At 59.1% G+C, this 21,609-nt stretch carries 18 protein-coding genes; 11 read left to right on the top strand and 7 right to left on the bottom strand.

All coding sequences use genetic code 11. The annotated features are described in order from the left end of the window. Nucleotides 1-3 precede the first annotated feature (3 nt). Entirely contained in the window at nucleotides 4-831 is an 828-nt protein-coding gene (iclR, locus tag AB8804_RS13695) for a glyoxylate bypass operon transcriptional repressor IclR (RefSeq protein ID WP_371186986.1), read from the bottom strand. Between the two features lie 192 nt (nucleotides 832-1,023). Between iclR and metH the strand changes: the two genes are divergently transcribed. The 5 genes from metH to rluF all read left to right on the top strand — a co-directional run bounded on the left by metH (nucleotide 1,024) and on the right by rluF (nucleotide 8,214). Beyond that, the gene (metH, locus tag AB8804_RS13690; RefSeq protein WP_371186984.1) at nucleotides 1,024-4,707 is read left to right on the top strand and encodes a methionine synthase; all 3,684 of its coding nucleotides are present in this window, start codon (nucleotides 1,024-1,026) and stop codon (nucleotides 4,705-4,707) included. 114 nt (nucleotides 4,708-4,821) lie between these two features. Continuing rightward, nucleotides 4,822-6,453: a Na/Pi cotransporter family protein gene (locus AB8804_RS13685; protein WP_371186982.1), complete on the top strand. Its 1,632-nt coding sequence runs from the start codon at nucleotides 4,822-4,824 to the stop codon at nucleotides 6,451-6,453. Between the two features lie 141 nt (nucleotides 6,454-6,594). Continuing rightward, a complete protein-coding gene (locus tag AB8804_RS13680) occupies nucleotides 6,595-6,945 on the top strand; it encodes a type II toxin-antitoxin system RelE/ParE family toxin (protein ID WP_371186980.1) in 351 nt (116 codons plus the stop codon). A gap of 2 nt (nucleotides 6,946-6,947) precedes the next feature. Next, nucleotides 6,948-7,286 (top strand): helix-turn-helix domain-containing protein, encoded by a 339-nt coding sequence (locus AB8804_RS13675; RefSeq protein WP_371186978.1) that lies wholly within the window; start codon nucleotides 6,948-6,950, stop codon nucleotides 7,284-7,286. Nucleotides 7,287-7,338: 52 nt separating this feature from the next. After that, the gene (rluF, locus tag AB8804_RS13670) at nucleotides 7,339-8,214 is read left to right on the top strand and encodes a 23S rRNA pseudouridine(2604) synthase RluF (protein ID WP_371186976.1); all 876 of its coding nucleotides are present in this window, start codon (nucleotides 7,339-7,341) and stop codon (nucleotides 8,212-8,214) included. Here rluF and AB8804_RS13665 read toward each other — a convergent pair whose 3' ends face one another. The 3 genes from AB8804_RS13665 to lysC all read right to left on the bottom strand — a co-directional run bounded on the left by AB8804_RS13665 (nucleotide 8,215) and on the right by lysC (nucleotide 10,925). Beyond that, nucleotides 8,215-8,487: a DUF3811 domain-containing protein gene (locus AB8804_RS13665; RefSeq protein ID WP_371186974.1), complete on the bottom strand. Its 273-nt coding sequence runs from the start codon at nucleotides 8,485-8,487 to the stop codon at nucleotides 8,215-8,217. A 50-nt stretch (nucleotides 8,488-8,537) separates the two neighbouring features. Beyond that, the gene (gene panS, locus AB8804_RS13660; RefSeq protein ID WP_371186972.1) at nucleotides 8,538-9,482 is read right to left on the bottom strand and encodes a ketopantoate/pantoate/pantothenate transporter PanS; all 945 of its coding nucleotides are present in this window, start codon (nucleotides 9,480-9,482) and stop codon (nucleotides 8,538-8,540) included. A 93-nt stretch (nucleotides 9,483-9,575) separates the two neighbouring features. Next, nucleotides 9,576-10,925, bottom strand: coding sequence for a lysine-sensitive aspartokinase 3 (gene lysC / locus AB8804_RS13655; protein ID WP_371186970.1), 1,350 nt, complete (start codon nucleotides 10,923-10,925; stop codon nucleotides 9,576-9,578). A gap of 372 nt (nucleotides 10,926-11,297) precedes the next feature. On the opposite strand from lysC, the gene pgi reads away from it, so the two are divergent. From pgi to psiE, 6 genes are all read left to right on the top strand, one after another. Then, nucleotides 11,298-12,947 carry a glucose-6-phosphate isomerase gene (gene pgi, locus AB8804_RS13650; RefSeq protein WP_371186968.1) on the top strand — a complete coding sequence of 550 codons (1,650 nt, stop codon included), beginning with the start codon at nucleotides 11,298-11,300 and terminating at the stop codon, nucleotides 12,945-12,947. 366 nt (nucleotides 12,948-13,313) lie between these two features. After that, complete coding sequence (gene yjbE / locus AB8804_RS13645; protein ID WP_112012103.1) at nucleotides 13,314-13,556, top strand: exopolysaccharide production protein YjbE; 243 nt, start codon at nucleotides 13,314-13,316, stop codon at nucleotides 13,554-13,556. A 63-nt stretch (nucleotides 13,557-13,619) separates the two neighbouring features. Then, a complete protein-coding gene (locus tag AB8804_RS13640) occupies nucleotides 13,620-14,258 on the top strand; it encodes a YjbF family lipoprotein (protein WP_371186966.1) in 639 nt (212 codons plus the stop codon). After that, nucleotides 14,255-14,992, top strand: a complete 738-nt coding sequence (locus AB8804_RS13635; RefSeq protein ID WP_371186964.1) for a capsule biosynthesis GfcC family protein — start codon at nucleotides 14,255-14,257, stop codon at nucleotides 14,990-14,992. Before AB8804_RS13640 ends, AB8804_RS13635 begins: the two co-directional genes overlap by 4 nt. Beyond that, on the top strand, nucleotides 14,992-17,088 hold the full coding sequence (locus AB8804_RS13630; protein WP_371186962.1) for a YjbH domain-containing protein: 2,097 nt from the start codon (nucleotides 14,992-14,994) through the stop codon (nucleotides 17,086-17,088). Before AB8804_RS13635 ends, AB8804_RS13630 begins: the two co-directional genes overlap by 1 nt. A gap of 177 nt (nucleotides 17,089-17,265) precedes the next feature. Continuing rightward, nucleotides 17,266-17,676, top strand: a complete 411-nt coding sequence (gene psiE / locus AB8804_RS13625) for a phosphate-starvation-inducible protein PsiE (protein WP_371186960.1) — start codon at nucleotides 17,266-17,268, stop codon at nucleotides 17,674-17,676. Between the two features lie 93 nt (nucleotides 17,677-17,769). On the opposite strand, the gene malG is transcribed toward psiE, so the two are convergent. The 3 genes from malG to malE all read right to left on the bottom strand — a co-directional run bounded on the left by malG (nucleotide 17,770) and on the right by malE (nucleotide 21,535). Then, the gene (malG, locus tag AB8804_RS13620; protein WP_371186958.1) at nucleotides 17,770-18,660 is read right to left on the bottom strand and encodes a maltose ABC transporter permease MalG; all 891 of its coding nucleotides are present in this window, start codon (nucleotides 18,658-18,660) and stop codon (nucleotides 17,770-17,772) included. A 14-nt stretch (nucleotides 18,661-18,674) separates the two neighbouring features. Beyond that, a complete protein-coding gene (gene malF / locus AB8804_RS13615; RefSeq protein ID WP_371186956.1) occupies nucleotides 18,675-20,219 on the bottom strand; it encodes a maltose ABC transporter permease MalF in 1,545 nt (514 codons plus the stop codon). A 125-nt stretch (nucleotides 20,220-20,344) separates the two neighbouring features. After that, complete coding sequence (gene malE, locus AB8804_RS13610; RefSeq protein ID WP_371186953.1) at nucleotides 20,345-21,535, bottom strand: maltose/maltodextrin ABC transporter substrate-binding protein MalE; 1,191 nt, start codon at nucleotides 21,533-21,535, stop codon at nucleotides 20,345-20,347. Between the last annotated feature and the right edge of the window lie 74 nt (nucleotides 21,536-21,609).

Below are 21,609 nucleotides of genomic sequence, written 5' to 3'. Positions count from 1 at the left end.
CCCTTATCGAATCCCGCCGTACGCCAGCGTCACCTCTTTCGCGGCCTTGATCACCAGCGCGCCCAGCTCGGTGACGCGGTCGTCGGTCATGCGGGAGATCGGGCCGGAAATGGAGATGGCGGCAAACGGCTCGCGGTGCTCGTCAAATATGCAGGCGGCAAGGCAGCGCAGCCCCAGGGCATGCTCTTCGTCGTCAAACGAATAGCCGCGCTTGCGGGTCAGGGCGAGGTCTTCTTTCAGATGGACGGGCGACACCAGCGTGGCGTGGGTATAGGCGTGCAGCCCTTTGCGGTGCAGCAGCCCCGTGACCTGCTCTTCGCTCAGCTGTGACAGAAACGCCTTGCCCGCCCCGGAGGCGTGCATCGGCAGCTTGCCGCCAATCGGCGCGGACATGCGCATCAGCTGCGTACACTGCACCTGATCGATGATGATCGCCTGGTGATCGCTCTGGTCGAGCACCGCCAGGTTCACCGTCTCGCCGGACTCTTCCATCAGCTTGCGCAGTATGGGGTGAACGATGGCCAGCAGGTTGCGGGTCTGGAGGAAGCTGCTGCCCACGACAAACGCATGCGCCCCTATCGCCCAGTGCCCCAGCTCGCCCACCTGACGCACAAAGCCCAGCTGCTGCATGGTGGTCAGCAGGCGGTGCGTCGTGGAGTTTGGCAGGCCCGCCTGCTGCGCCAGCTCGGTCAGCGCCACGCTGCTGTGGGATTCGGCAATCCATTCCAGCAGCTTCAGGCCGCGCGTCAGCGATTGAACCTGTCCGCCCTGCGGCGCAGCGGGGGTGGCAGAAGGCTTTCTGCCGCGTTTTGCGGGAACGGTAGCAACCATGACGAACTCCTTTTTCTGTATCGTGGAAATTATTTTCGTTTTATTTGGTGAATTTGCAACCGCATCCTGACTGATCGGAGGAGTGATGGTGAACATGTCTCATGTTACCGCCGGGTGACTTTTCCCTCCTTCGAGATTATGCCAGTATGGAACGGAGCCTTTTGGCCTTGTCGAGCGTTGTCGGGAGCAAGTGTGAGCAACAAAGTAGAGCAGCTGCGTGCGCAGTTAAATGAACGGATCCTGGTGCTGGACGGCGGCATGGGCACCATGATCCAGGGCTATCGCCTGAGTGAAGAGGATTTCCGCGGCGAGCGTTTCGCCGACTGGCCGTGCGACCTGAAGGGCAATAACGACCTGCTGGTGCTCAGCAAGCCGTCCGTCATTAAAGATATCCACAGCGCCTACTTCGAAGCCGGTGCGGACATCGTTGAAACCAACACCTTCAACTCGACAACCATCGCCATGGCGGATTACCAGATGGAATCCCTGTCGGCGGAAATCAACTTCGAGGCGGCAAAGCTGGCCCGCGCCTGTGCCGATGAATGGACGGCCCGCACGCCGGACAAGCCGCGCTACGTTGCCGGGGTGCTTGGCCCCACCAACCGCACCGCGTCGATTTCACCGGACGTCAACGATCCGGCGTTTCGTAACATCACCTTTGACCAGCTGGTGGCCGCGTATCGTGAGTCCACTAAAGCGCTGGTGGAAGGCGGTTCCGACCTGATCCTGATTGAAACGGTCTTCGATACCCTCAACGCCAAAGCCGCCATCTATGCGGTTAAAGAAGAATTTGAATCGCTGGGCGTCGATCTGCCGATCATGATTTCCGGCACCATCACCGACGCCTCCGGGCGCACGCTCTCCGGCCAGACGACGGAAGCGTTCTACAACTCGCTGCGCCACGCCGAGGCGCTCTCCTTCGGCCTGAACTGCGCGCTGGGACCGGACGAGCTGCGCCAGTACGTGCAGGAGCTGTCCCGCATTGCGGAATGCTACGTCACCGCCCACCCGAACGCCGGGCTGCCGAACGCCTTCGGTGAATACGATCTCGACGCCGATACCATGGCGGCGCAGATCCGCGAGTGGGCCGAGTCTGGCTTCCTCAACATCGTCGGCGGCTGCTGCGGCACCACGCCGGAGCACATTGCGGCGATGAGCAGTGCGGTGGCGGGCCTGCCGCCGCGCAGGCTGCCCGAGATCCCCGTCGCCTGCCGTCTCTCCGGCCTTGAGCCGCTCTCCATCGGCGACGACAGCCTGTTTGTTAACGTGGGCGAGCGCACCAACGTCACCGGCTCGGCCAAATTTAAGCGCCTGATCAAAGAAGAGAAGTACAGCGAAGCGCTGGACGTCGCCCGCCAGCAGGTGGAAAGCGGCGCGCAGATTATCGATATCAACATGGACGAGGGGATGCTCGACGCCGAGGCGGCGATGGTGCGCTTCCTCAACCTGATCGCTGGCGAGCCGGACATCGCCCGCGTGCCGATCATGATCGACTCTTCAAAATGGGACGTCATTGAAAAAGGACTGAAGTGCATTCAGGGCAAAGGCATCGTTAACTCCATTTCGATGAAGGAGGGCGTAGACGCCTTTATCCACCATGCGAAACAGGTGCGCCGCTACGGCGCCGCCGTCGTCGTGATGGCCTTTGACGAAGTGGGCCAGGCCGACACCCGCGAGCGCAAGATTGAGATCTGCCGCCGCGCGTACAGCATTCTGACCGAGGAGGTGGGCTTCCCGCCGGAAGACATTATCTTCGACCCGAACATCTTCGCCGTGGCGACCGGCATTGAAGAGCACAACAACTACGCGCAGGACTTTATCGGCGCGTGCGAAGACATTAAGCGCGAGCTGCCGCACGCGCTGATCTCCGGCGGCGTATCCAACGTCTCGTTCTCGTTCCGCGGCAACGATCCGGTGCGCGAGGCGATCCACGCGGTGTTCCTCTACTACGCCATCCGCAACGGCATGGACATGGGGATCGTCAACGCGGGGCAGCTGGCGATCTACGACGATCTGCCCGCCGAGCTGCGCGACGCGGTGGAGGACGTGATCCTTAACCGCCGCGACGACGCCACCGAGCGCATGCTGGATCTGGCCGAGAAGTACCGCGGCAGTAAATCCGACGAGGCTGTCAACGTGCAGCAGGCCGAGTGGCGCGCCTGGGACGTGAAAAAGCGCCTGGAATATTCGCTGGTTAAAGGCATCACCGAGTTTATCGAGATTGATACGGAAGAGGCCCGCCAGCAGGCCGCGCGCCCGATTGAGGTCATCGAAGGCCCGCTGATGGACGGCATGAACGTGGTGGGCGATCTGTTTGGCGAGGGCAAAATGTTCCTGCCGCAGGTGGTCAAATCCGCCCGCGTGATGAAGCAGGCCGTGGCGTACCTGGAACCCTACATCGAAGCCAGCAAAGAGAAGGGCTCCAGCAACGGCAAGATGGTGATCGCCACCGTGAAGGGCGACGTTCACGACATCGGCAAGAACATCGTCGGCGTGGTGCTGCAGTGCAACAATTACGAGATTATCGACCTCGGCGTGATGGTCCCGGCGGACAAAATCCTCAAGACCGCGCGCGAGGTGAATGCGGACCTGATTGGCCTCTCCGGGCTGATCACGCCGTCGCTGGACGAGATGGTAAACGTGGCGAAAGAGATGGAGCGCCAGGGCTTTACCATTCCGCTGCTGATCGGCGGGGCGACTACCTCGAAGGCGCACACGGCGGTGAAAATCGAGCAGAACTACAGCGGCCCGACGGTGTACGTGCAGAACGCCTCGCGCACCGTGGGCGTGGTGTCCGCGCTGCTGTCCGACACCCAGCGCGATGACTTCGTGGCGCGCACCCGCAAAGAGTACGAAACCGTGCGCATCCAGCACGGGCGCAAGAAGCCGCGCACGCCGCCGGTCAGCCTGCAGGCCGCGCGCGACAACGATCTGGCGTTCGACTGGTCAGCCTATACGCCGCCGGTAGCGCACCGTCTGGGCGTGCAGGAGGTGAGCGCCAGCATTGAAACGCTGCGCAACTACATCGACTGGACGCCGTTCTTTATGACGTGGTCGCTGGCGGGCAAATACCCGCGCATCCTCGAAGACGAGGTGGTGGGTGAAGAGGCGAAGCGCCTTTTCAAAGACGCGAACGACATGCTCGATAAGCTGAGCGCGGAGAAAACCCTTAACCCGCACGGCGTGGTGGGCCTGTTTCCGGCGAATCGCGTGGGCGACGACGTGGAAATCTACCGCGATGAAACCCGTACCCACGTGCTGGCGGTCAGCCGCCACCTTCGCCAGCAGACCGAGAAGGTGGGCTTCGCCAACTACTGCCTGGCCGACTTTGTTGCGCCGAAGCTCTCCGGGAAGGCCGACTACATCGGCGCGTTTGCCGTCACCGGCGGGCTGGAAGAAGATGCGCTCGCCGATGCGTTCGACGCGCAGCACGACGATTACAACAAAATCATGGTGAAAGCGATTGCCGACCGCCTGGCGGAAGCGTTCGCGGAATATCTCCACGAGCGCGTGCGCAAGGTGCACTGGGGGTACGCGGCCAATGAAAACCTCAGCAATGAAGATCTGATCCGCGAAAACTATCAGGGCATTCGCCCGGCACCGGGCTATCCGGCCTGCCCGGAGCACACCGAGAAGGGCACCATCTGGCAGCTGCTGGACGTGGAAGCGCACACGGGGATGAAGCTCACCGAGTCGTTCGCCATGTGGCCAGGCGCGTCCGTTTCCGGCTGGTACTTCAGCCATCCGGACAGCAAGTACTTCGCGGTGGCGCAGCTCCAGCGCGATCAGATCGAAGATTACGCGTTGCGCAAGGGGATGAGCGTCTCCGAGGTTGAGCGCTGGCTGGCCCCGAATTTAGGCTACGACGCGGATTAAAATCACCTTTCCTTACAACAAACAGGGCGCTCATCGGGCGCCCTGTCTCTTTCTTACGCTCAAAGCCTTATACTGAAGTATGGAAAAACATAACGATAAGGAGAAAACCCTTCCGTGCTGACTCTGCTACATCTGCTTTCTGCCGTGGCGCTGCTGGTCTGGGGTACACATATTGTCCGTACCGGCGTGATGCGCGTGTTCGGCGCGCGGTTACGCACCGTGCTGAGCCGCAGCGTTGAGAAAAAACCGCTCGCCTTCTGCGCGGGGATTGGCGTGACGGCGCTGGTCCAAAGCAGCAACGCCACCACCATGCTGGTGACCTCATTCGTCGCGCAGGACCTTGTCGCGCTGGCCCCGGCGCTGGTGATCGTGCTGGGCGCGGACGTGGGAACCGCGCTGATGGCGCGTATCCTGACCTTCGATCTCTCCTGGCTGTCGCCGCTGCTGATCTTTATCGGCGTCATCTTCTTCCTCGGACGTAAGCAAAGCCGTGCCGGACAGCTGGGGCGCGTGGGCATTGGCCTTGGGCTAATCCTGCTGGCGCTGGAGCTGATCGTGCAGGCGGTGACGCCCATCACCCAGGCCAACGGCGTGCAGGTTATTTTCTCCTCGCTGACCGGCGATATCATGCTGGACGCACTGATCGGCGCGGTGTTCGCCATCGTCAGCTACTCCAGCCTGGCGGCCGTGCTGCTGACGGCGACGCTGACCGCGGCTGGGGCGATATCGTTCCCGGTCGCCCTGTGTCTGGTCATCGGCGCGAACCTCGGTTCTGGCCTGCTGGCGATGCTCAACAACAGCGCGGCCAACGCTGCCGCACGCCGCGTGGCGCTCGGCAGCCTGCTGTTTAAGCTGGTGGGCAGCCTGATTATTCTGCCGTTTGTCCATCCGCTGGCGAACCTGATGGACAACCTGCCGCTGCCGAAAGCGGAGCTGGTGATCTACTTCCACGTCTTCTACAACCTGGTGCGCTGCCTGGCGATGGTGCCGTTTGCCGCGCCGATGGCCCGCTTCTGCGAGCGCCTCATCCGCGACGAGCCGGAGCTGGACGCGCGCCTCAAGCCGAAGCATCTGGATACATCCGTGCTGGACACCCCCGCGCTGGCGATTGCCAATGCCGCCCGCGAAACCCTGCGCATGGGCGACGCGATGGAAACCATGCTCGAGGGGCTGCAAAAGGTGATGCACGGCGAGCCGCGCGAAGAGAAAGAGCTGCGCAGGCTGGCGGACGACATCAACGTGCTGTATACCGCCATCAAGCTCTATCTGGCGCGCATCCCGCAGGACGAGCTGGCGGAGGAAGAGTCCCGCCGCTGGGCGGAAATCATCGAAATGTCGCTTAACCTGGAGCAGGCGTCGGATATCGTTGAGCGCATGGGCAGCGAGATTGCGGACAAATCCTTGGCCGCCCGCCGCGCGTTTTCGGGCGAAGGTTTGAAGGAGCTGGAGGCGCTGCATGAACAGCTGGTGAGCAACCTCAAGCTGGCGATGTCGGTCTTCTTCTCCAGCGACGTGCCGAGCGCCCGCCGCCTGCGCCGCAACAAGCATCGCTTCCGCATCCTCAACCGCCGCTACTCGCACGCCCACGTTGAGCGTCTGCACCAGCAGAACGTGCAAAGCATCGAGACTAGCTCCCTGCACCTCGGGCTGCTGGGGGATATGAAGCGTCTCAACTCCCTGTTCTGCGCGGTGGCCTACAGCGTGATGGAGCAGCCGGACGAAGACGACGAGCGTGATGATTATTGATCTCTGAAAGCGCCTCGCAAAACCGTGTTGCGAGGCGTGACCAAATCCTGAAGAAAACATAACGTGTTCCACGAGTCGTGACGTGCTCGTGGAGCAATGCTTTTGTTTAGTGATGTATAAAATTTTATACAAGGATGTGTTATGCTTTCACAAAGGCCAGCCATGAGGTTGATTGCATGGATGGGGAGTGCTTTTGATGATTTGCGCGGTTTTCCAGAGGAGATCCGTCGGGATGCGGGCTATCAGTTACACCGCCTCCAGGCTGGCTTAGAGGCCGCAGACTGGAAGCCGATGTCTGAGGTTGGCAAAGGCGTGGCGGAAATACGGCTTCGTGGCAGCACGGGGGCTTATCGAATCCTCTATCTGGCCCGTTTTGACGACGCCGTGTATGTGCTGCATTGCTTTAATAAGAAAACACAGCGTACCTCAAGCCATGATAAGCATATCGCCAGGACACGCTTTCAGGCCGTACTTGATGCCCGGAGGAATTGAATATGCGAGACCGCGTAGATACAAAAATTCGCCACGTGACGGCGGCAGAGGCAAACATTTTTACTGAACTGGGTTTTGGAGAGGATGAGGCCGGGATACTGCAAGAAAGCGCAGAAAAAGAGGTTGAGCAACTGCTGGCGATCAAGCGGCAGCTTATGCAGGAGATTTCCTCATGGATTGCTGAAAATAAGCTGCGTCAGGCTGATGCTGCGGCCAGGCTGAATGTGTCCAGACCTCGTGTTTCTGACGTTGTGAACCTCAAGACCAGCAAGTTTACGCTCGACACGCTGGTCATGATGCTGGGTAAATTAGGAAAACCCGTCTCAGTTACCGTTGGCTAATCTTTTTACCGGACCAAACCTAAGGTATATTTCGCCCTTCACAGGAGAAACTATGCTGCCAACTCAATCAACCCGATTAAACAAATACATTAGCGAGAGCGGGATCTGCTCACGTCGCGAGGCTGACCGTTACATCGAACAGGGTAACGTGTTTCTTAACGGCAAACGCGCCACGATTGGCGACCAGGTTGTGCCTGGCGACGTGGTCAAAGTCAACGGTCAGCTCATTGAGCCGCGTGACGCGGAAGACCTTGTATTTATCGCGTTGAACAAGCCGGTTGGCATCGTCAGCACCACCGAAGACGGCGAGCGGGACAACATCGTCGATTTCGTTAACCACAGCAGCCGCATCTTCCCGATTGGGCGTCTGGATAAAGACTCTCAGGGGCTGATTTTCCTCACCAACCACGGCGACCTGGTGAACAAGATCCTGCGCGCCGGTAACGACCACGAAAAAGAGTACATCGTGACCGTTAATAAGCCGGTGACGGATGAATTCATTCGCGGAATGGGCGCGGGCGTGCCGATTCTGGGCACCATGACGAAGAAGTGCAAGGTGAAGAAAGAGGCGCCGTTTGCGTTTCGCATTACGCTAGTGCAGGGCTTAAACCGTCAGATCCGCCGCATGTGCGAACATTTTGGCTACGAGGTCACAAAGCTCGAGCGCACGCGCATCATGAACGTCAGCCTGTCCGGCATTCCGCTGGGCGAGTGGCGCGACTTAACGGGCGACGAGCTGATTGAGCTGTTCAAGCTTATCGAGAATTCATCCTCCGAAGCGAAGCCGAAAACCAAGTCCAAGCCGAAAGCCCAGGGGATTAAGCGCCCGGTGGTGAAGGCGCCACAGTCTGAAGACAAAAATCGCGGTAAGCCCGCCAATAGCGGCAAGCGTTTTGTCCAGCCGGGCCGCAAAAAGAAAGGGCGCTGATTAGCGCCTTCCGCGGGTCGATGTGTTGGCGGACCAGGAGAAGGTCGCCTCTGCATCCGGTTTATAAGCCTGCTCTTTTTTCAGCTTGCGGGCTTTCTTCGCCTCCGCTTCGCGCTGGGCCATCAGCTTGTCGATGTACTCTTTCTTAACCTGATTGGTTTCGGCGTTCGTCAGCGTGCGGCCGTGTGCGATGCGTGCGCGGTCGAGAAGCGTTTTAAGTTCACGCTGCTCGGCTTCCGTCATGTCTTTCTGGGTTAATCGTGGTGTCGCCATTGCTGAAGCCTCCTGTAGGGGAGGCCTCAGTGTAAAGCAACTGCCGCGAATTAACCCTGTTTAACCGCATCTTTTTTAGGTTGTTCGTCAATCGGCTTGCCGGACCAGTAGCCCGCCAGCAGCGAGCCGGACAGGTTATGCCAGACGGAGAACAGCGCCCCCGGCAGCGCGGCCAGCGGTGAGAAGTAGATTTTACCGAGCGCTGCCGCCAGGCCGGAGTTCTGCATGCCCACCTCGATCGCCAGCGTGCGGCAGGTGGACTCATCGAAGCCAAACAGCTTCCCGCCCCAGTAGCCGCCGAGCAGGCCGATGGTGTTATGCAGCACCACCGCGATGATCACCACGAAGCCCACGGACGCGATGTGCGACGCCGAGCCCGCGACCACGGCGCTGATAATCGCCAGAATGCAGACCATCGAAAAGGCCGGCAGGCAGGGCTCAACCGCTTTCACCACGCGCGGGAAAAGGTGGTGGATCACCAGCCCCAGCGCAATCGGGATCACCACGATTTGCAGAATGCTGAGCAGCATTCCCATCACGTCCACCTGAATATGCGCATCCACGTACAGGCGCGTCAGCAGCGGGGTGGCAACCACGCCCACCAGCGTGGAAACGGAAGAGATCGTCACCGACAAAGCGACGTCTCCTTTCGCCAGGTAGATCATCACGTTGGACGCCGTGCCGCTGGCGACGCTCCCCACCAGCACCATTCCGGCGGACAGATCCGGCGGCATCTTAAAGGCCATGGCCAGCAGCCACGCGGCGAGCGGCATCACCAGGTAGTGCAGAAAAATGCCCGCGGCAACCGGTGCCGGACGGGAAAGCACGCGTTTGAAATCATCGATTTTCAGGTGCACGCCCATGCCGAGCATAATCAGCATCAGCAGCGTGGTGACCCACGGGCCAATCCCAGTGAAGGTGGTTGGCGTGTAATAGGCGAGGACGGAGAGCAGCAGCGCCCACAGCGGGAACAGCCGGGTAATGGCGGATAACATAGTGTATTCCTTGCAGTATTGTCGTGTTGTTTAGTTATGAAAAAGCCGGGTCTGCGCCCGGCTTATGAATAGTGTTTAACGTGCTAACGACTTTTATTCAAACAAATTCTGATGAAGTTTCTGCACCACCTGCTCGGCCTGATCGGCAGGGACCAGGAAGCAGAGGTTGTAGCTTGAGGCGCCGTAGCAAATCATGCGGATGCTGAATGGGTCGAGCACGCCGAACACCTCTTTGCCCACGCCGCAGGCGCGCGACAGCTTGTTACCGATGATGGCAACCAGCGCCAAATCTTCTTCCACTTCCACGCGGCACAGCTCGGACAGCTCAATCAGCAGAGACTGCGTCAGCAGGGTGTCGCCGGTAGAGGTGGAGCCGGTAGTGTCCAGCGTCAGGGCAATGCTCACTTCCGACGTGGTAATCAGATCCACGGAGATATTGTGGCGCGCCAGAATGCCGAACACTTCTGCCAGAAAGCCGCGTGAATGCAGCATATTGTGGCTGTGCAGCGTAACCAGCGTCTGCTTGCGGCGCAGCGCCAGGGCGCGGAACAGCGGCGGGTTGTCGGTTTTTTTGCAGACCAGCGTGCCGCCCGCTTTCGGATCTTTGCTCGAGCCAACGAAGACAGGAATGTCGCTGCGCACCGCGGGCAGCAGGGTGGCCGGGTGCAGCACCTTCGCGCCGAAGGTCGCCATTTCGGCGGCCTCTTCAAAGGCGATCACGTCAATGCGCTTTGCGGCAGAAACTATGCGCGGGTCGGTGGTGTAAATGCCGGGCACGTCGGTCCAGATATCCACGCGCGTCGCGTGCAGGGCTTCGCCCAGCAGGGCGGCGGTGTAGTCGCTGCCGCCGCGGCCCAGCGTGGTGGTGCGGCCTTTGGCTTCGCTGCCGATAAAGCCCTGGGTAATGACAATGCCTTCTTCCAGACGCGGTGCCAGCTGCTGGCTGGTCAGCTCGGCCAGCGCTTCAACGTCCGGCTCGGCGCGGCCAAAACGGTCGCTGGTGCGCATGATTTTGCGCACGTCAAACCACTGGGACTGAACGTTGCGCTCGCGCAGGATCTCAACGAACAGCAGGGTCGACATCAGCTCGCCGTGGCTGACCAGCTCGTCCGTCAGGGCGGTTGAGGTCGCCAGCGACGCCGCTTCCGCCAGGGTGGTGATATTTTCCAGCAGGCGCTCGACTTCTTCGCGGATCACGTTCGGGTTTTGCAGGCGCTCGAGGATATCGAACTGAATTTTGCGCAGCGCGTCCAGCTTGACGAAACGTTCGGTCGCTTCCAGTCCTTCAGACAGTGAAACCAGCAGGTTCGTCACCCCAGCGGAGGCAGAAAGCACTACCAGGCGGGTATTCGGATCGGCCAGCACCACATCGGCGCTGCGGTTCATGGCGTCGTAATCCGCCACACTGGTGCCGCCAAACTTAGCGACCACAAAACTCGTCATAACAACCTCGTGTCAGGGAAAGAATAAAGCGACCAGGGCACAAGATTGAAACGATAACAGGTGCAGCCGCAAATACGGCCCTATAAATAAGATGTAGGGGGTGTCCTGTCAACGCTGGGATTATGCGGATTTTTTATGGGTGGGTACCCCTGAGAAACAGGACTTATAACAGGGCCATATTTTATGCTCCGTTTTACCGCGAAAGGGGGCACATTTCCCCACCGCACGGCGCCGGTGCAGCAGCTATACTTTTCGGGTCTTTTCACCTGCGTTTGATGCAGACCAGGCCAATGGCATAAAAACCATCACAATTTTTATTTGCAGGCGCTACAATCGACCGCAGTCACAATTCTCAACAGAAGAGTATTGCTAATGAAAAACATCAACCCAACGCAGACCGCTGCCTGGCAGGCACTCCAGAAACATTTTGATGAAATGAAAGACGTCACCATCGCGGATCTGTTCGCGAAAGATGGCGATCGTTTCAGCAAGTTCTCCGCGACCTTCGACGACCTGATGCTGGTGGATTTCTCCAAAAACCGCATCACCGAAGAGACGCTGGCAAAACTGCAGGATCTGGCGAAAGAGACCGAGCTGGCAGACGCCATTAAATCCATGTTCTCCGGTGAGAAGATCAACCGCACCGAAGACCGCGCCGTGCTGCATGTTGCGTTGCGTAACCGTAGCAATACGCCAATCATCGTTGACGGCAAAGACGTCATGCCGGAAGTGAACGCGGTGCTGGAGAAGATGAAAACCTTCTCTGAAGCGATCATCTCCGGAAGCTGGAAAGGCTACACCGGCAAGGCGATCACTGACGTGGTAAACATCGGCATCGGCGGCTCTGACCTGGGCCCGTTCATGGTGACCGAGGCGCTGCGCCCGTACAAAAATCACCTCAACATGCACTTCGTGTCTAACGTTGACGGTACCCACATCGCCGAAGTGCTGAAAAAGGTCAACCCGGAAACCACCCTGTTCCTGGTGGCGTCTAAAACCTTCACCACGCAGGAAACCATGACCAACGCCCACAGCGCGCGCGACTGGTTCCTGAAAACGGCCGGTGACAACAAGCACGTAGCGAAGCACTTCGCGGCGCTGTCCACCAACGGTAAGGCGGTGGGCGAGTTCGGCATTGATACCGCGAACATGTTCGAGTTCTGGGACTGGGTCGGCGGCCGCTACTCGCTGTGGTCGGCGATTGGCCTGTCCATCATTCTCTCCGTGGGCTTCGACAATTTCGTTGAGCTGCTCTCCGGCGCGCACGCGATGGATAAACACTTCTCCACCACCGCGCCAGAGAAAAACCTGCCGGTGCTGCTGGCGCTGATTGGTATCTGGTACAACAACTTCTTCGGCGCTGAAACCGAAGCGATCCTGCCGTACGACCAGTACATGCACCGCTTTGCGGCCTACTTCCAGCAGGGCAACATGGAATCCAACGGTAAGTACGTTGACCGTAACGGCAACGCGGTGGATTACCAGACTGGCCCAATCATCTGGGGCGAGCCGGGCACCAACGGCCAGCACGCGTTCTACCAGCTGATTCACCAGGGCACCAAAATGGTACCGTGCGATTTCATCGCCCCGGCCATTACGCATAACGCGCTCTCCGACCACCATCAGAAGCTGCTGTCTAACTTCTTCGCACAGACCGAGGCGCTGGCGTTCGGTAAGTCTCGCGAGGTTGTCGAGCAGGAATACCGTGACCAGGGTAAAGATCCGGCCACGCTGGACCACGTTGTGCCGTTCAAAGTGTTTGAAGGCAACCGCCCAACCAACTCCATCCTGCTGCGCGAAATCACGCCGTTCAGCCTCGGCGCGCTGATTGCCCTGTACGAGCACAAGATCTTCACCCAGGGCGCGATCCTGAACATCTTCACCTTTGACCAGTGGGGCGTAGAGCTGGGCAAACAGCTGGCGAACCGCATTCTGCCGGAGCTGGGTGATGATAAAGCGATTGAAAGCCACGACAGCTCAACAAATGGTTTGATCAACCGTTATAAATCCTGGCGTGCGTAATTAATACGTCATGAATAATGCCGGCAATATGCCGGCATTTTTTTATCGGATAATTCCGCATGTCTGTTATTTATCTCAAATTACGGATCTGAGTTTTATCTGAAAAAGGCCGTTAACCCGCGCGGCGCTGCGGATTATTTTAGGAATATACGGAGGCGGAATTATAACCAGTATATTTATAATTAATTGATTTAGCAGGTTTTGATATTTTGGTCATTAATATTGCGCCGCTGAATTTTCTAATAGTCTGAAAACCTTCCCCCTATTTCCCCGCACGGCAATCCCACTGCCTTAGTTGTGTATACTCGATTCCGCCTGAATTTCTTTTCAGGTAAATCTCCATTCATTCATTGAAGGGAAATTGTTATGAAGAAAGTACTGTATGGCATTTTTGCCATATCTGCGCTTGCGGCGACATCTGCCTATGCGGCTCCGGTTCAGGTCGGGGAAGCGGCAGGTTCGGCAGCGACGTCTGCGTCTGCGGGGAGTTCTACCGCGGCCAGCACCAGCACCGTAAGTTCAGCCGTGGGTGTCGCGCTGGCGGCAACCGGTGGCGGTGATGGCTCCAATACCGGAACCACGACCACCACGACGACCAGCACCCAGTAATACCGGGTGTTTTAATCATAACCACACTTCGGTGTGGTTATTTCGCCCCTTCGGAGAAGAGTCGTGAAGCGACCTGCAATCATCCTGATTTGCCTGCTCTTACAGGCCTGTTCGGCCAGCACCAAAGGGCTGGGACATTCGCTGTGGGACAGCCTGTTCGGCACGCCCGGCGTGCAGCTAACCGATGACGAACTGCAAAACATGCCTTACGCCAGCCAGTACATGCAGCTTAACAACGGGCCGCAGCTGTTTGTGGTGCTCGCTTTCGACGAAAACGGGCAGCAGAAATGGGTGACGCAGGATCAGGCTACCCTCGTGACGCGGCATGGGCGCATCGTAAAAACGCTGCTGGGCGGCGACAACCTGCTAGAGGTGAACAACCTCGCGGCCGATCCGCTTATCAAGCCAAACCAGATTACCGACGGCGCGGGCTGGACGCGCACGATGGGCTGGACCGAGCACAAGCAGGTGCGGTACGCCACGGCCCGCTCGGTCTTCCGCTGGGACGGCACGGATAGCGTGAAGGTCGGCAGCGACGAAACCCGGGTCCGCGTGCTGGATGAAGAGGTCACGACCGACCAGGCGACGTGGCACAACCGCTTCTGGGTGGATGACGAAGGGCAAATCCGCCAGTCCTTACAGTATCTCGGCGCCGATTTCTTCCCGGTGAAAACCACCCTGATTAAGGCGGCGAAATCATGAAAAAGCTCATCTCTGCGGCGCTCATCGCGAGTCTTGCCGCGCCGCTGGCGTGGTCGGCGGGAACGGTAAAGGTCTACACGCCGGACGGTGAAAAACCGAAAACCTTAGCCGACGCCGGGCACCTGCTCGATCTCGTCGGGCAGCCGCGGCTCGCCAACAGCTGGTGGCCGGGGGCGGTCATCAGCGAGCGCCGGGCGAGCGTGGCGGCAGAACAGCAGCACAAGGCGCTGCTGGCGAGGCTGACAGGGCTCGCCGGGCAGGAAGACGGCGACGACGCGGCGGCCATTAGCGCCCTGCGCCAGCAGCTTGCGGCGGTGAAGGTCACGGGACGGCAAACCATCAACCTCGACCCGGACGAGGTGCGCGTGGCGGAACACGGCAATCCGGCGCTTGAGGGCGATTATACGCTCTGGCTTCCGGCGAAGCCTTCCACCGTGATCGTGATGGGGCTGATAAGCAGCCCCGGCAAAAAGCCCTTCACGCCGGGGCGCGACGTGGCGAACTACCTTGACGAGCAAAGCCTGCTCAGCGGCGCGGATAACAGCTACGCGTGGGTGATCTACCCCGACGGGCGCACACAAAAAGTACCGGTAGCCTACTGGAATAAGCGCCACGTTGAGCCCATGCCCGGCAGCATCATTTTTGTCGGTTTTGCCGACCACTTCTGGACGAAGGCCTATGACGGCATTAACGCCGATATCCTTCGCTCCCTGACGCAGCGGATACCGGATTAATGAAAAAAACCTACTTCTACAGCATGCTGGCGCTGTGCGTGAGCGCGGCCTGCCATGCCGAAACCTTTCCGGCGCCCGTTGGGCCCTCGCAGTCTGACTTCGGCGGCGTGGGCCTGCTGCAGACGCCCACCGCGCGCATGGCCCGCGAAGGCGAGCTGAGCCTCAACTATCGCGATAACGATCAGTACCGCTACTACTCCGCCTCCGTTCAGCTGTTCCCGTGGCTCGAAACCACGCTGCGCTACACCGACGTGCGCACGAAGCAGTACAGCAGCGTGGATGCCTTCTCCGGCGACCAGACCTACAAAGACAAAGCCTTCGACCTGAAGCTGCGCCTGTGGGAAGAGAGCTACTGGATGCCGCAGGTCTCCATCGGCGCGAAGGATATCGGCGGGACCGGCCTGTTTGATGCGGAATACATGGTCGCCAGCAAGGCCTGGGGGCCGTTTGATTTCTCGCTCGGGCTGGGATGGGGCTATCTCGGCACCAGCGGCAACGTGAAAAATCCGTTCTGTTCCTACAGCGACAAATACTGCTACCGCGACAACAGCTATAAGAAAGCCGGCTCGATTAACGGCGACCAGATGTTCCACGGCCCGGCGTCGCTGTTCGGCGGCGTGGAGTATCAAACGCCGTGGCAGCCGCTGCGCCTGAAGCTGGAGTATGAAGGAAACGATTACAGCCAGGAGTTCGCCGGGAAGATTGAGCAGAAGAGCAAGTTTAACGTCGGCGCCATTTACCGCGTCACCGACTGGGCCGACGTTAACCTCAGCTACGAGCGCGGCAATACCCTGATGTTTGGCTTTACGCTGCGCACCAACTTCAACGACATGCGCCCGCACTACAACGACAACGCGCGGCCAAAATACCAGCCGGAGCCGCAGGATGCGATTATTCAGCACTCCGTGGTGGCGAACCAGCTGACGCTGCTGAAATATAACGCGGGCCTGGCGGATCCGAAGATCCAGACCAAAGGCGACACGCTGTACGTCACCGGCGAGCAGGTGAAATACCGCGACTCGCGCGAAGGGATCGAACGCGCCAACCGGATCGTGATGAACGATCTGCCGGAGGGGATCCGCACGATCCGCGTGACGGAAAACCGCCTCAACCTGCCGCAGGTGACGACCGAAACGGACGTCGCCAGCCTCAAGCGCCACCTTGAGGGCGAGCCGCTGGGCCACGAAACCGAGCTGGTGCAGAAGCGCGTTGAGCCGGTGGTGCCGGAGACCACCGAGCAGGGCTGGTATATCGACAAATCCCGCTTCGATTTCCATATCGATCCGGTGCTGAACCAGTCCGTCGGCGGGCCGGAAAACTTCTACATGTATCAGCTGGGCGCGATGGCGACGGCGGATCTGTGGGTCACCGACCACCTGCTTACCACCGGCAGCCTGTTCGGCAACATCGCCAACAACTACGACAAGTTCAACTACACCAACCCGCCGAACGATTCAAAACTGCCGCGCGTAAGAACTCGCGTGCGTGAATATGTGCAGAACGACGTCTACGTTAACAACCTGCAGGCCAACTACTTCCAGTACTTCGGCAACGGCTTCTACGGCCAGGTCTACGGCGGCTATCTGGAAACCATGTTCGGCGGCGCGGGGGCGGAGGTGCTGTATCGCCCCGTCGACAGCAACTGGGCGTTCGGCGTTGACGCCAACTACGTGAAGCAGCGCGACTGGCGCAGCGCGCAGGACATGATGAAGTTCACCGACTACAGCGTGAAAACCGGGCATTTGACCGCCTACTGGACGCCGTCGTTCGCGCAGGACGTGCTGGTGAAAGCCAGCGTTGGTCAGTATCTGGCAGGCGATAAGGGCGGCACGCTGGACATCTCGAAACACTTCGACAGCGGCGTGGTCGTGGGCGGCTATGCCACCATCACCAACGTCTCGCCGGACGAATACGGGGAAGGGGATTTCACCAAAGGGGTGTATGTCTCGATTCCGCTGGATCTCTTCTCGTCAGGCCCAACCCGCAGCCGCGCGGCCGTGGGCTGGACGCCGCTGACCCGCGACGGCGGCCAGCAGCTTGGGCGTAAGTTCCAGCTGTATGACATGACGAGCGATAAGAGCGTTAACTTCCGCTAATGCCGGTTTGCCCGGTGGCGCTGCGCTTACCGGGCCTACGATAGTGTTTTGTAGGCCGGGCAAACGCAGTGCCGCCCGGCAAAAATGCTCATGCGGACAAAACATAAACAAAAAATATAGATCCCCGTCACACTTTTGCGTTATACAGGAACCTCGCCCTGGAGAACGAGGTGCTGTATGACATCCCAGACCCGCCCGCGCGTTGAGTTTATCTCAACGATCCTCCAGACCGTGCTGAACCTCGGTCTGCTGAGCCTTGGCCTGATCCTGGTCGTTTTTCTCGGTAAAGAGACGGTGCATCTGGCGGATGTGCTGTTCGCCCCCGAGCAAACCAGCAAATACGCGCTGGTGGAAGGCCTGGTGGTCTACTTTCTTTACTTCGAATTTATCGCCCTGATTGTGAAGTATTTTCAGTCCGGCTTTCACTTCCCGCTGCGCTATTTTGTCTACATCGGGATCACCGCGATTGTGCGGCTGATCATCGTCGATCACAAATCCCCGCTCGACGTGCTGATCTATTCGGCGGCGATCCTGCTGCTGGTCATTACCCTCTGGCTGTGCAACTCGAAGCGCCTGAAGCGCGAATAAAAAAAGGGCGCTCCGGGGAGCGCCTAACAGTCACAAGGTGGTTCAATACAATACGTCTAAAGTTGAGGGTTGCAGTGGCATTACAGATGAAACTTAGCCTTTCACACCGCCCGCCGTCAGGCCGTTGACCAGCCAGCGCTGTGCCAGCAGGAACACCACGGTAATCGGGATGGCGGAGAGCACGGCCGCTGCGGCAAAGTCGCCCCACAGGTAGTTTTGCGGGTTGAGGTATTGCTGCATACCCACGGCCAGGGTGTAGCTGTTCACGTCGCGCAGCAGCAGCGACGCGACCGGAACTTCGGTAATCGCGGCGATAAACGACAAGATAAACACCACCGCCAGAATCGGTACCGACAGCGGCAGCAGCACCAGGCGGAACGCCTGCCACGGCGTTGCGCCATCCAGCGCCGCCGCTTCTTCCAGCGAACCGTCGATGGTTTCGAAGTAGCCCTTAATGGTCCACACGTGCAGGGCGATGCCGCCAAGATAGGCGAAGATCACGCCGCCGTGGGTATTCAGGCCGATAAACGGCACGTACTGGCCCAGGCGGTCAAAGAGGGCGTACAGCGCAACCAGCGAGAGAACCGCCGGGAACATTTGGAAAATCAGCATCCCTTTCAGCAGCGCCGCTTTCCCCGGGAAGCGCATGCGGGCGAAAGCGTAAGCGCAGGTGGTGGAGAGCGCCACGATGCCAATCGCGGTGATGCCCGCAATTTTCACCGAGTTCCACAGCCACAGCAGCACCGGGAACGGCGGCGGCGTCACGCGGCCGTCGGCGTGTTCCACGCTGAAGCCCAGCGCCAGCTTCCAGTGCTCCCAGGAGATTTCATCCGGGATCAGGCTTCCGGTCGCAAAGTTACCGGAGCGCAGGGAGATGGCGATGACCATCAGCAGCGGGAACATGATCGCCGCGATGAAAATCAGCAGGCCTAAGTGCGTCGCCAGGAGGCGCAGCTTCTGAGATTTGGGTTGGACCATTGACATATTCAGTGCCCTCCTTAGTCGAATTTCATACGCGTAGCTTTCAGGTTCACAATCGCCAGCACGCCTACCAGCAGGAAGATCAGCGTGGCAATCGCCGCCGCCAGGCCGAAGTCCTGACCGCCGCCGCCTTCGAAGGCGATGCGGTAGGTGTAGCTCACGAGCAGGTCGGTATAGCCCGCCGGCGTAGTGGTGCCCAGACGGTCCGGGCCGCCGTTGGTCAACAGCTGAATCAGCACGAAGTTGTTAAAGTTAAAGGCGAAGCTGGCGATCATCAGCGGCGTCAGCGGCTTGATGAGCAGCGGTAGCGTAATCTTGAAGAAGTTCTGGAACGGACCCGCGCCGTCCATCGCCGAGGCTTCGTACAGGTCGTCCGGAATCGCCTTCAGCAGGCCCATGCACAGGATCATCATGTACGGGTAGCCCAGCCAGGTGTTGACGATGATAATCATCGAGCGGGCGGTGGTCGGGTCGCTGAACCAGGCCGGCTTGATGCCGAACAGCGCGCTCAGCATCATGTTGATCTCACCGAAGCTCTGGTTAAACAGCCCTTTGAAAATCAGAATCGAGATAAACGACGGCACGGCGTACGGCAGAATCAGCAGCACGCGGTAAATCGCCTTGCCCTTCAGGGATTCCCACTGCACCAGGCACGCCAGCACCATGCCCACGGCAACGGTCAGGATCACCGTCAGCACCGAGAAGACCACGGTCCAGACGAAGATGGCGAAGAACGGCTTCTGGATGCCTTCGTCGGTAAACACGCGGGTAAAGTTGTCCCAGCCGATGGTGACGGTGTAGCCCGGGCTGAGCTTGTCATCGCCCCATTTGCCGTCGGCAGTGATGGACTGATAGAAGCCGATATCGTTGTTCGGACGGTACTTCACGCCGCTCTGGTTGTTGGTGAGCGTGCCGTCATCCGCCAGGGTGTAGAGCGGCTGCGTGCCGGAGAACTGGCGCAGCGAGCTCATGGTCACTTTGCTCTCGTCCGGCAGCACGGCGGTAACCTGAGTCAGCGCCTGACGGTTCTGGGTAATGACGCGCAGGTTAGCGCGTTCGCCTTCCGGCAGGGCGGTCGCCTCTTTTAAGGCCAGCTTCTGCTCGCCGCCGAATTTAAACGCGTCAGAAATAAACACCTTCTGCGTCTCCTGGTCCGTGAGCGCCAGCGTCCACGCGTCACCCGCAGGGTAGAGGCCGAAGTTAAACGTTTTGCCCGCCTGATAGGACCGGTCGAGAAGCACCTGGGTGGCGCGCTCCTGCGCGAGCTGGTTGGTGCTGCTGTAGTTGGTGAACGCAATGGCGATGGTGCAGATCAGCGGGAACAGGACAAACAGCCCCATCCCGGCCACGCCCGGATAGACATAGCGCCAGGCGTAGGCCTTGCGGTTAGCGAAAATATACAGGCCAGCAGAGCTTAAAATCAGCGTCATGATGGCGAACAGATATTCCCCCTGTACGTACATTAAAACAACAAGGTAACCCACCAGCAGACACAGCAGACCAATCACTGACCACTTCAGCGCGTCGCTTTGCCACCAGCGTTTCTTTTTAATGACATCCATGGGGTTCTTCCTCTACAACGTGTGATCTTTTCTCCCTCTCCTGGGGGAGAGGGCCGGGGTGAGGGCGTGCGGATCGCGACAACCCTCACCCTAACCCTCTCCCAAAGGGAGAGGGAACTACGGCATTACTTGGTAATACGACCCTGTGCATCTTTCAGCGCGGCGTCGACGGTCTGACGACCGCTGGCAGCGTTGATTACCGCGGTACGGGTGGCGTACCAGAACGCGGCCATCTGAGGGATGTTCGGCATGATTTCGCCTTTCTGGGCGTTATCCATGGTCGCCGCAATGCGCGGATCTTTCGCCAGCTGATCCTGGAAGGATTTCAGCGCCACGGCGCCCAGCGGCTTGTCCTTGTTCACTTCATCCAGACCCTGATCGGTCAGCAGGTAGTTTTCGAGGAACTCTTTCGCCAGCTCTTTGTTCGGGCTGGCGGCGTTGATGCCCGCGCTCAGCACGCCCACGAACGGTTTAGACGGCTTGCCGTTGAAGGTTGGCAGCAGCGTCACGCCGTAGTTGATTTTGCTCTTGTCGATGTTGGTCCAGGCCCACGGACCGTTGATGGTCATCGCGGTTTCGCCCTTGTTGAACGCCGCTTCCGCGATGGAGTAATCGGTATCCGCGTTCATGTGTTTGTTCTTGATCAGGTCTACCAGGAAGGTCAGGCCCGCTTTCGCGCCCGCGCTGTCCACGCCGACGTCCTTCACGTCGTATTTGCCGTTTTCAAACTTGAAGGCGTAACCGCCGTCGGCAGCAATCAGCGGCCAGGTGAAGTACGGTTCCTGCAGGTTGAACATCAGGGCCGATTTGCCTTTCGCCTTCAGCGTTTTGTCCAGCGCCGGGATCTCTTCCCAGGTTTTCGGCGGGTTAGGCACCAGGTCTTTGTTGTAAATCAGCGACAGCGCTTCAACGGCAATTGGATAAGCAATCAGCTTGCCGTTATAGCGAACGGCGTCCCAGGTGAACGGGAACAGCTTGTCCTGGAAGGCTTTATCCGGCGTGACTTCTGCCAGCAGGCCAGACTGCGCGTAGCCGCCGAAACGGTCATGCGCCCAGAAGATGATGTCCGGGCCGTCGCCCGTTGCCGCGACCTGCGGGAACTTCTCTTCCAGCTTGTCAGGGTGCTCAACGGTGACCTTGATACCGGTGTCTTTCTCGAATTTTTTGCCCACTTCGGCCAGGCCGTTATAGCCTTTGTCGCCGTTAATCCAGACAACCAGCTTACCTTCTTCAATTTTGGCGAGAGCCGGTGCGGAAATCATCATTGCTGCCAGGGCGGACAATGCGAAAACGCGTGCGCCAGTCTTGATCTTCATATCTGCCATCCTTTTTGGTGATGTGCTCGTGGATACATGAGGTGGTTCAACGTGGCTCAGTCTCCTTATTTGAC

The sequence above is a fragment of the Enterobacter sp. KBR-315C3_2022 genome (genome assembly GCF_041399425.1).
GTDB lineage: Bacteria > Pseudomonadota > Gammaproteobacteria > Enterobacterales > Enterobacteriaceae > Enterobacter.
This window is presented reverse-complemented; position numbering and strand designations above follow the sequence as displayed.

What these genes read in the sequence shown, in the direction of transcription:
- iclR (WP_371186986.1), bottom strand. Translation starts at nt 831, where the DNA reads ATGGTTGCTACCGTTCCCGCAAAACGCGGCAGAAAGCCTTCTGCCACC.
- AB8804_RS13680 (WP_371186980.1), top strand. Translation starts at nt 6,595, where the DNA reads ATGCTTTCACAAAGGCCAGCCATGAGGTTGATTGCATGGATGGGGAGT.
- AB8804_RS13675 (WP_371186978.1), top strand. Translation starts at nt 6,948, where the DNA reads ATGCGAGACCGCGTAGATACAAAAATTCGCCACGTGACGGCGGCAGAG.
- rluF (WP_371186976.1), top strand. Translation starts at nt 7,339, where the DNA reads ATGCTGCCAACTCAATCAACCCGATTAAACAAATACATTAGCGAGAGC.
- AB8804_RS13665 (WP_371186974.1), bottom strand. Translation starts at nt 8,487, where the DNA reads ATGGCGACACCACGATTAACCCAGAAAGACATGACGGAAGCCGAGCAG.
- panS (WP_371186972.1), bottom strand. Translation starts at nt 9,482, where the DNA reads ATGTTATCCGCCATTACCCGGCTGTTCCCGCTGTGGGCGCTGCTGCTC.
- lysC (WP_371186970.1), bottom strand. Translation starts at nt 10,925, where the DNA reads ATGACGAGTTTTGTGGTCGCTAAGTTTGGCGGCACCAGTGTGGCGGAT.
- pgi (WP_371186968.1), top strand. Translation starts at nt 11,298, where the DNA reads ATGAAAAACATCAACCCAACGCAGACCGCTGCCTGGCAGGCACTCCAG.
- yjbE (WP_112012103.1), top strand. Translation starts at nt 13,314, where the DNA reads ATGAAGAAAGTACTGTATGGCATTTTTGCCATATCTGCGCTTGCGGCG.
- AB8804_RS13635 (WP_371186964.1), top strand. Translation starts at nt 14,255, where the DNA reads ATGAAAAAGCTCATCTCTGCGGCGCTCATCGCGAGTCTTGCCGCGCCG.
- AB8804_RS13630 (WP_371186962.1), top strand. Translation starts at nt 14,992, where the DNA reads ATGAAAAAAACCTACTTCTACAGCATGCTGGCGCTGTGCGTGAGCGCG.
- psiE (WP_371186960.1), top strand. Translation starts at nt 17,266, where the DNA reads ATGACATCCCAGACCCGCCCGCGCGTTGAGTTTATCTCAACGATCCTC.
- malG (WP_371186958.1), bottom strand. Translation starts at nt 18,660, where the DNA reads ATGTCAATGGTCCAACCCAAATCTCAGAAGCTGCGCCTCCTGGCGACG.
- malF (WP_371186956.1), bottom strand. Translation starts at nt 20,219, where the DNA reads ATGGATGTCATTAAAAAGAAACGCTGGTGGCAAAGCGACGCGCTGAAG.
- malE (WP_371186953.1), bottom strand. Translation starts at nt 21,535, where the DNA reads ATGAAGATCAAGACTGGCGCACGCGTTTTCGCATTGTCCGCCCTGGCA.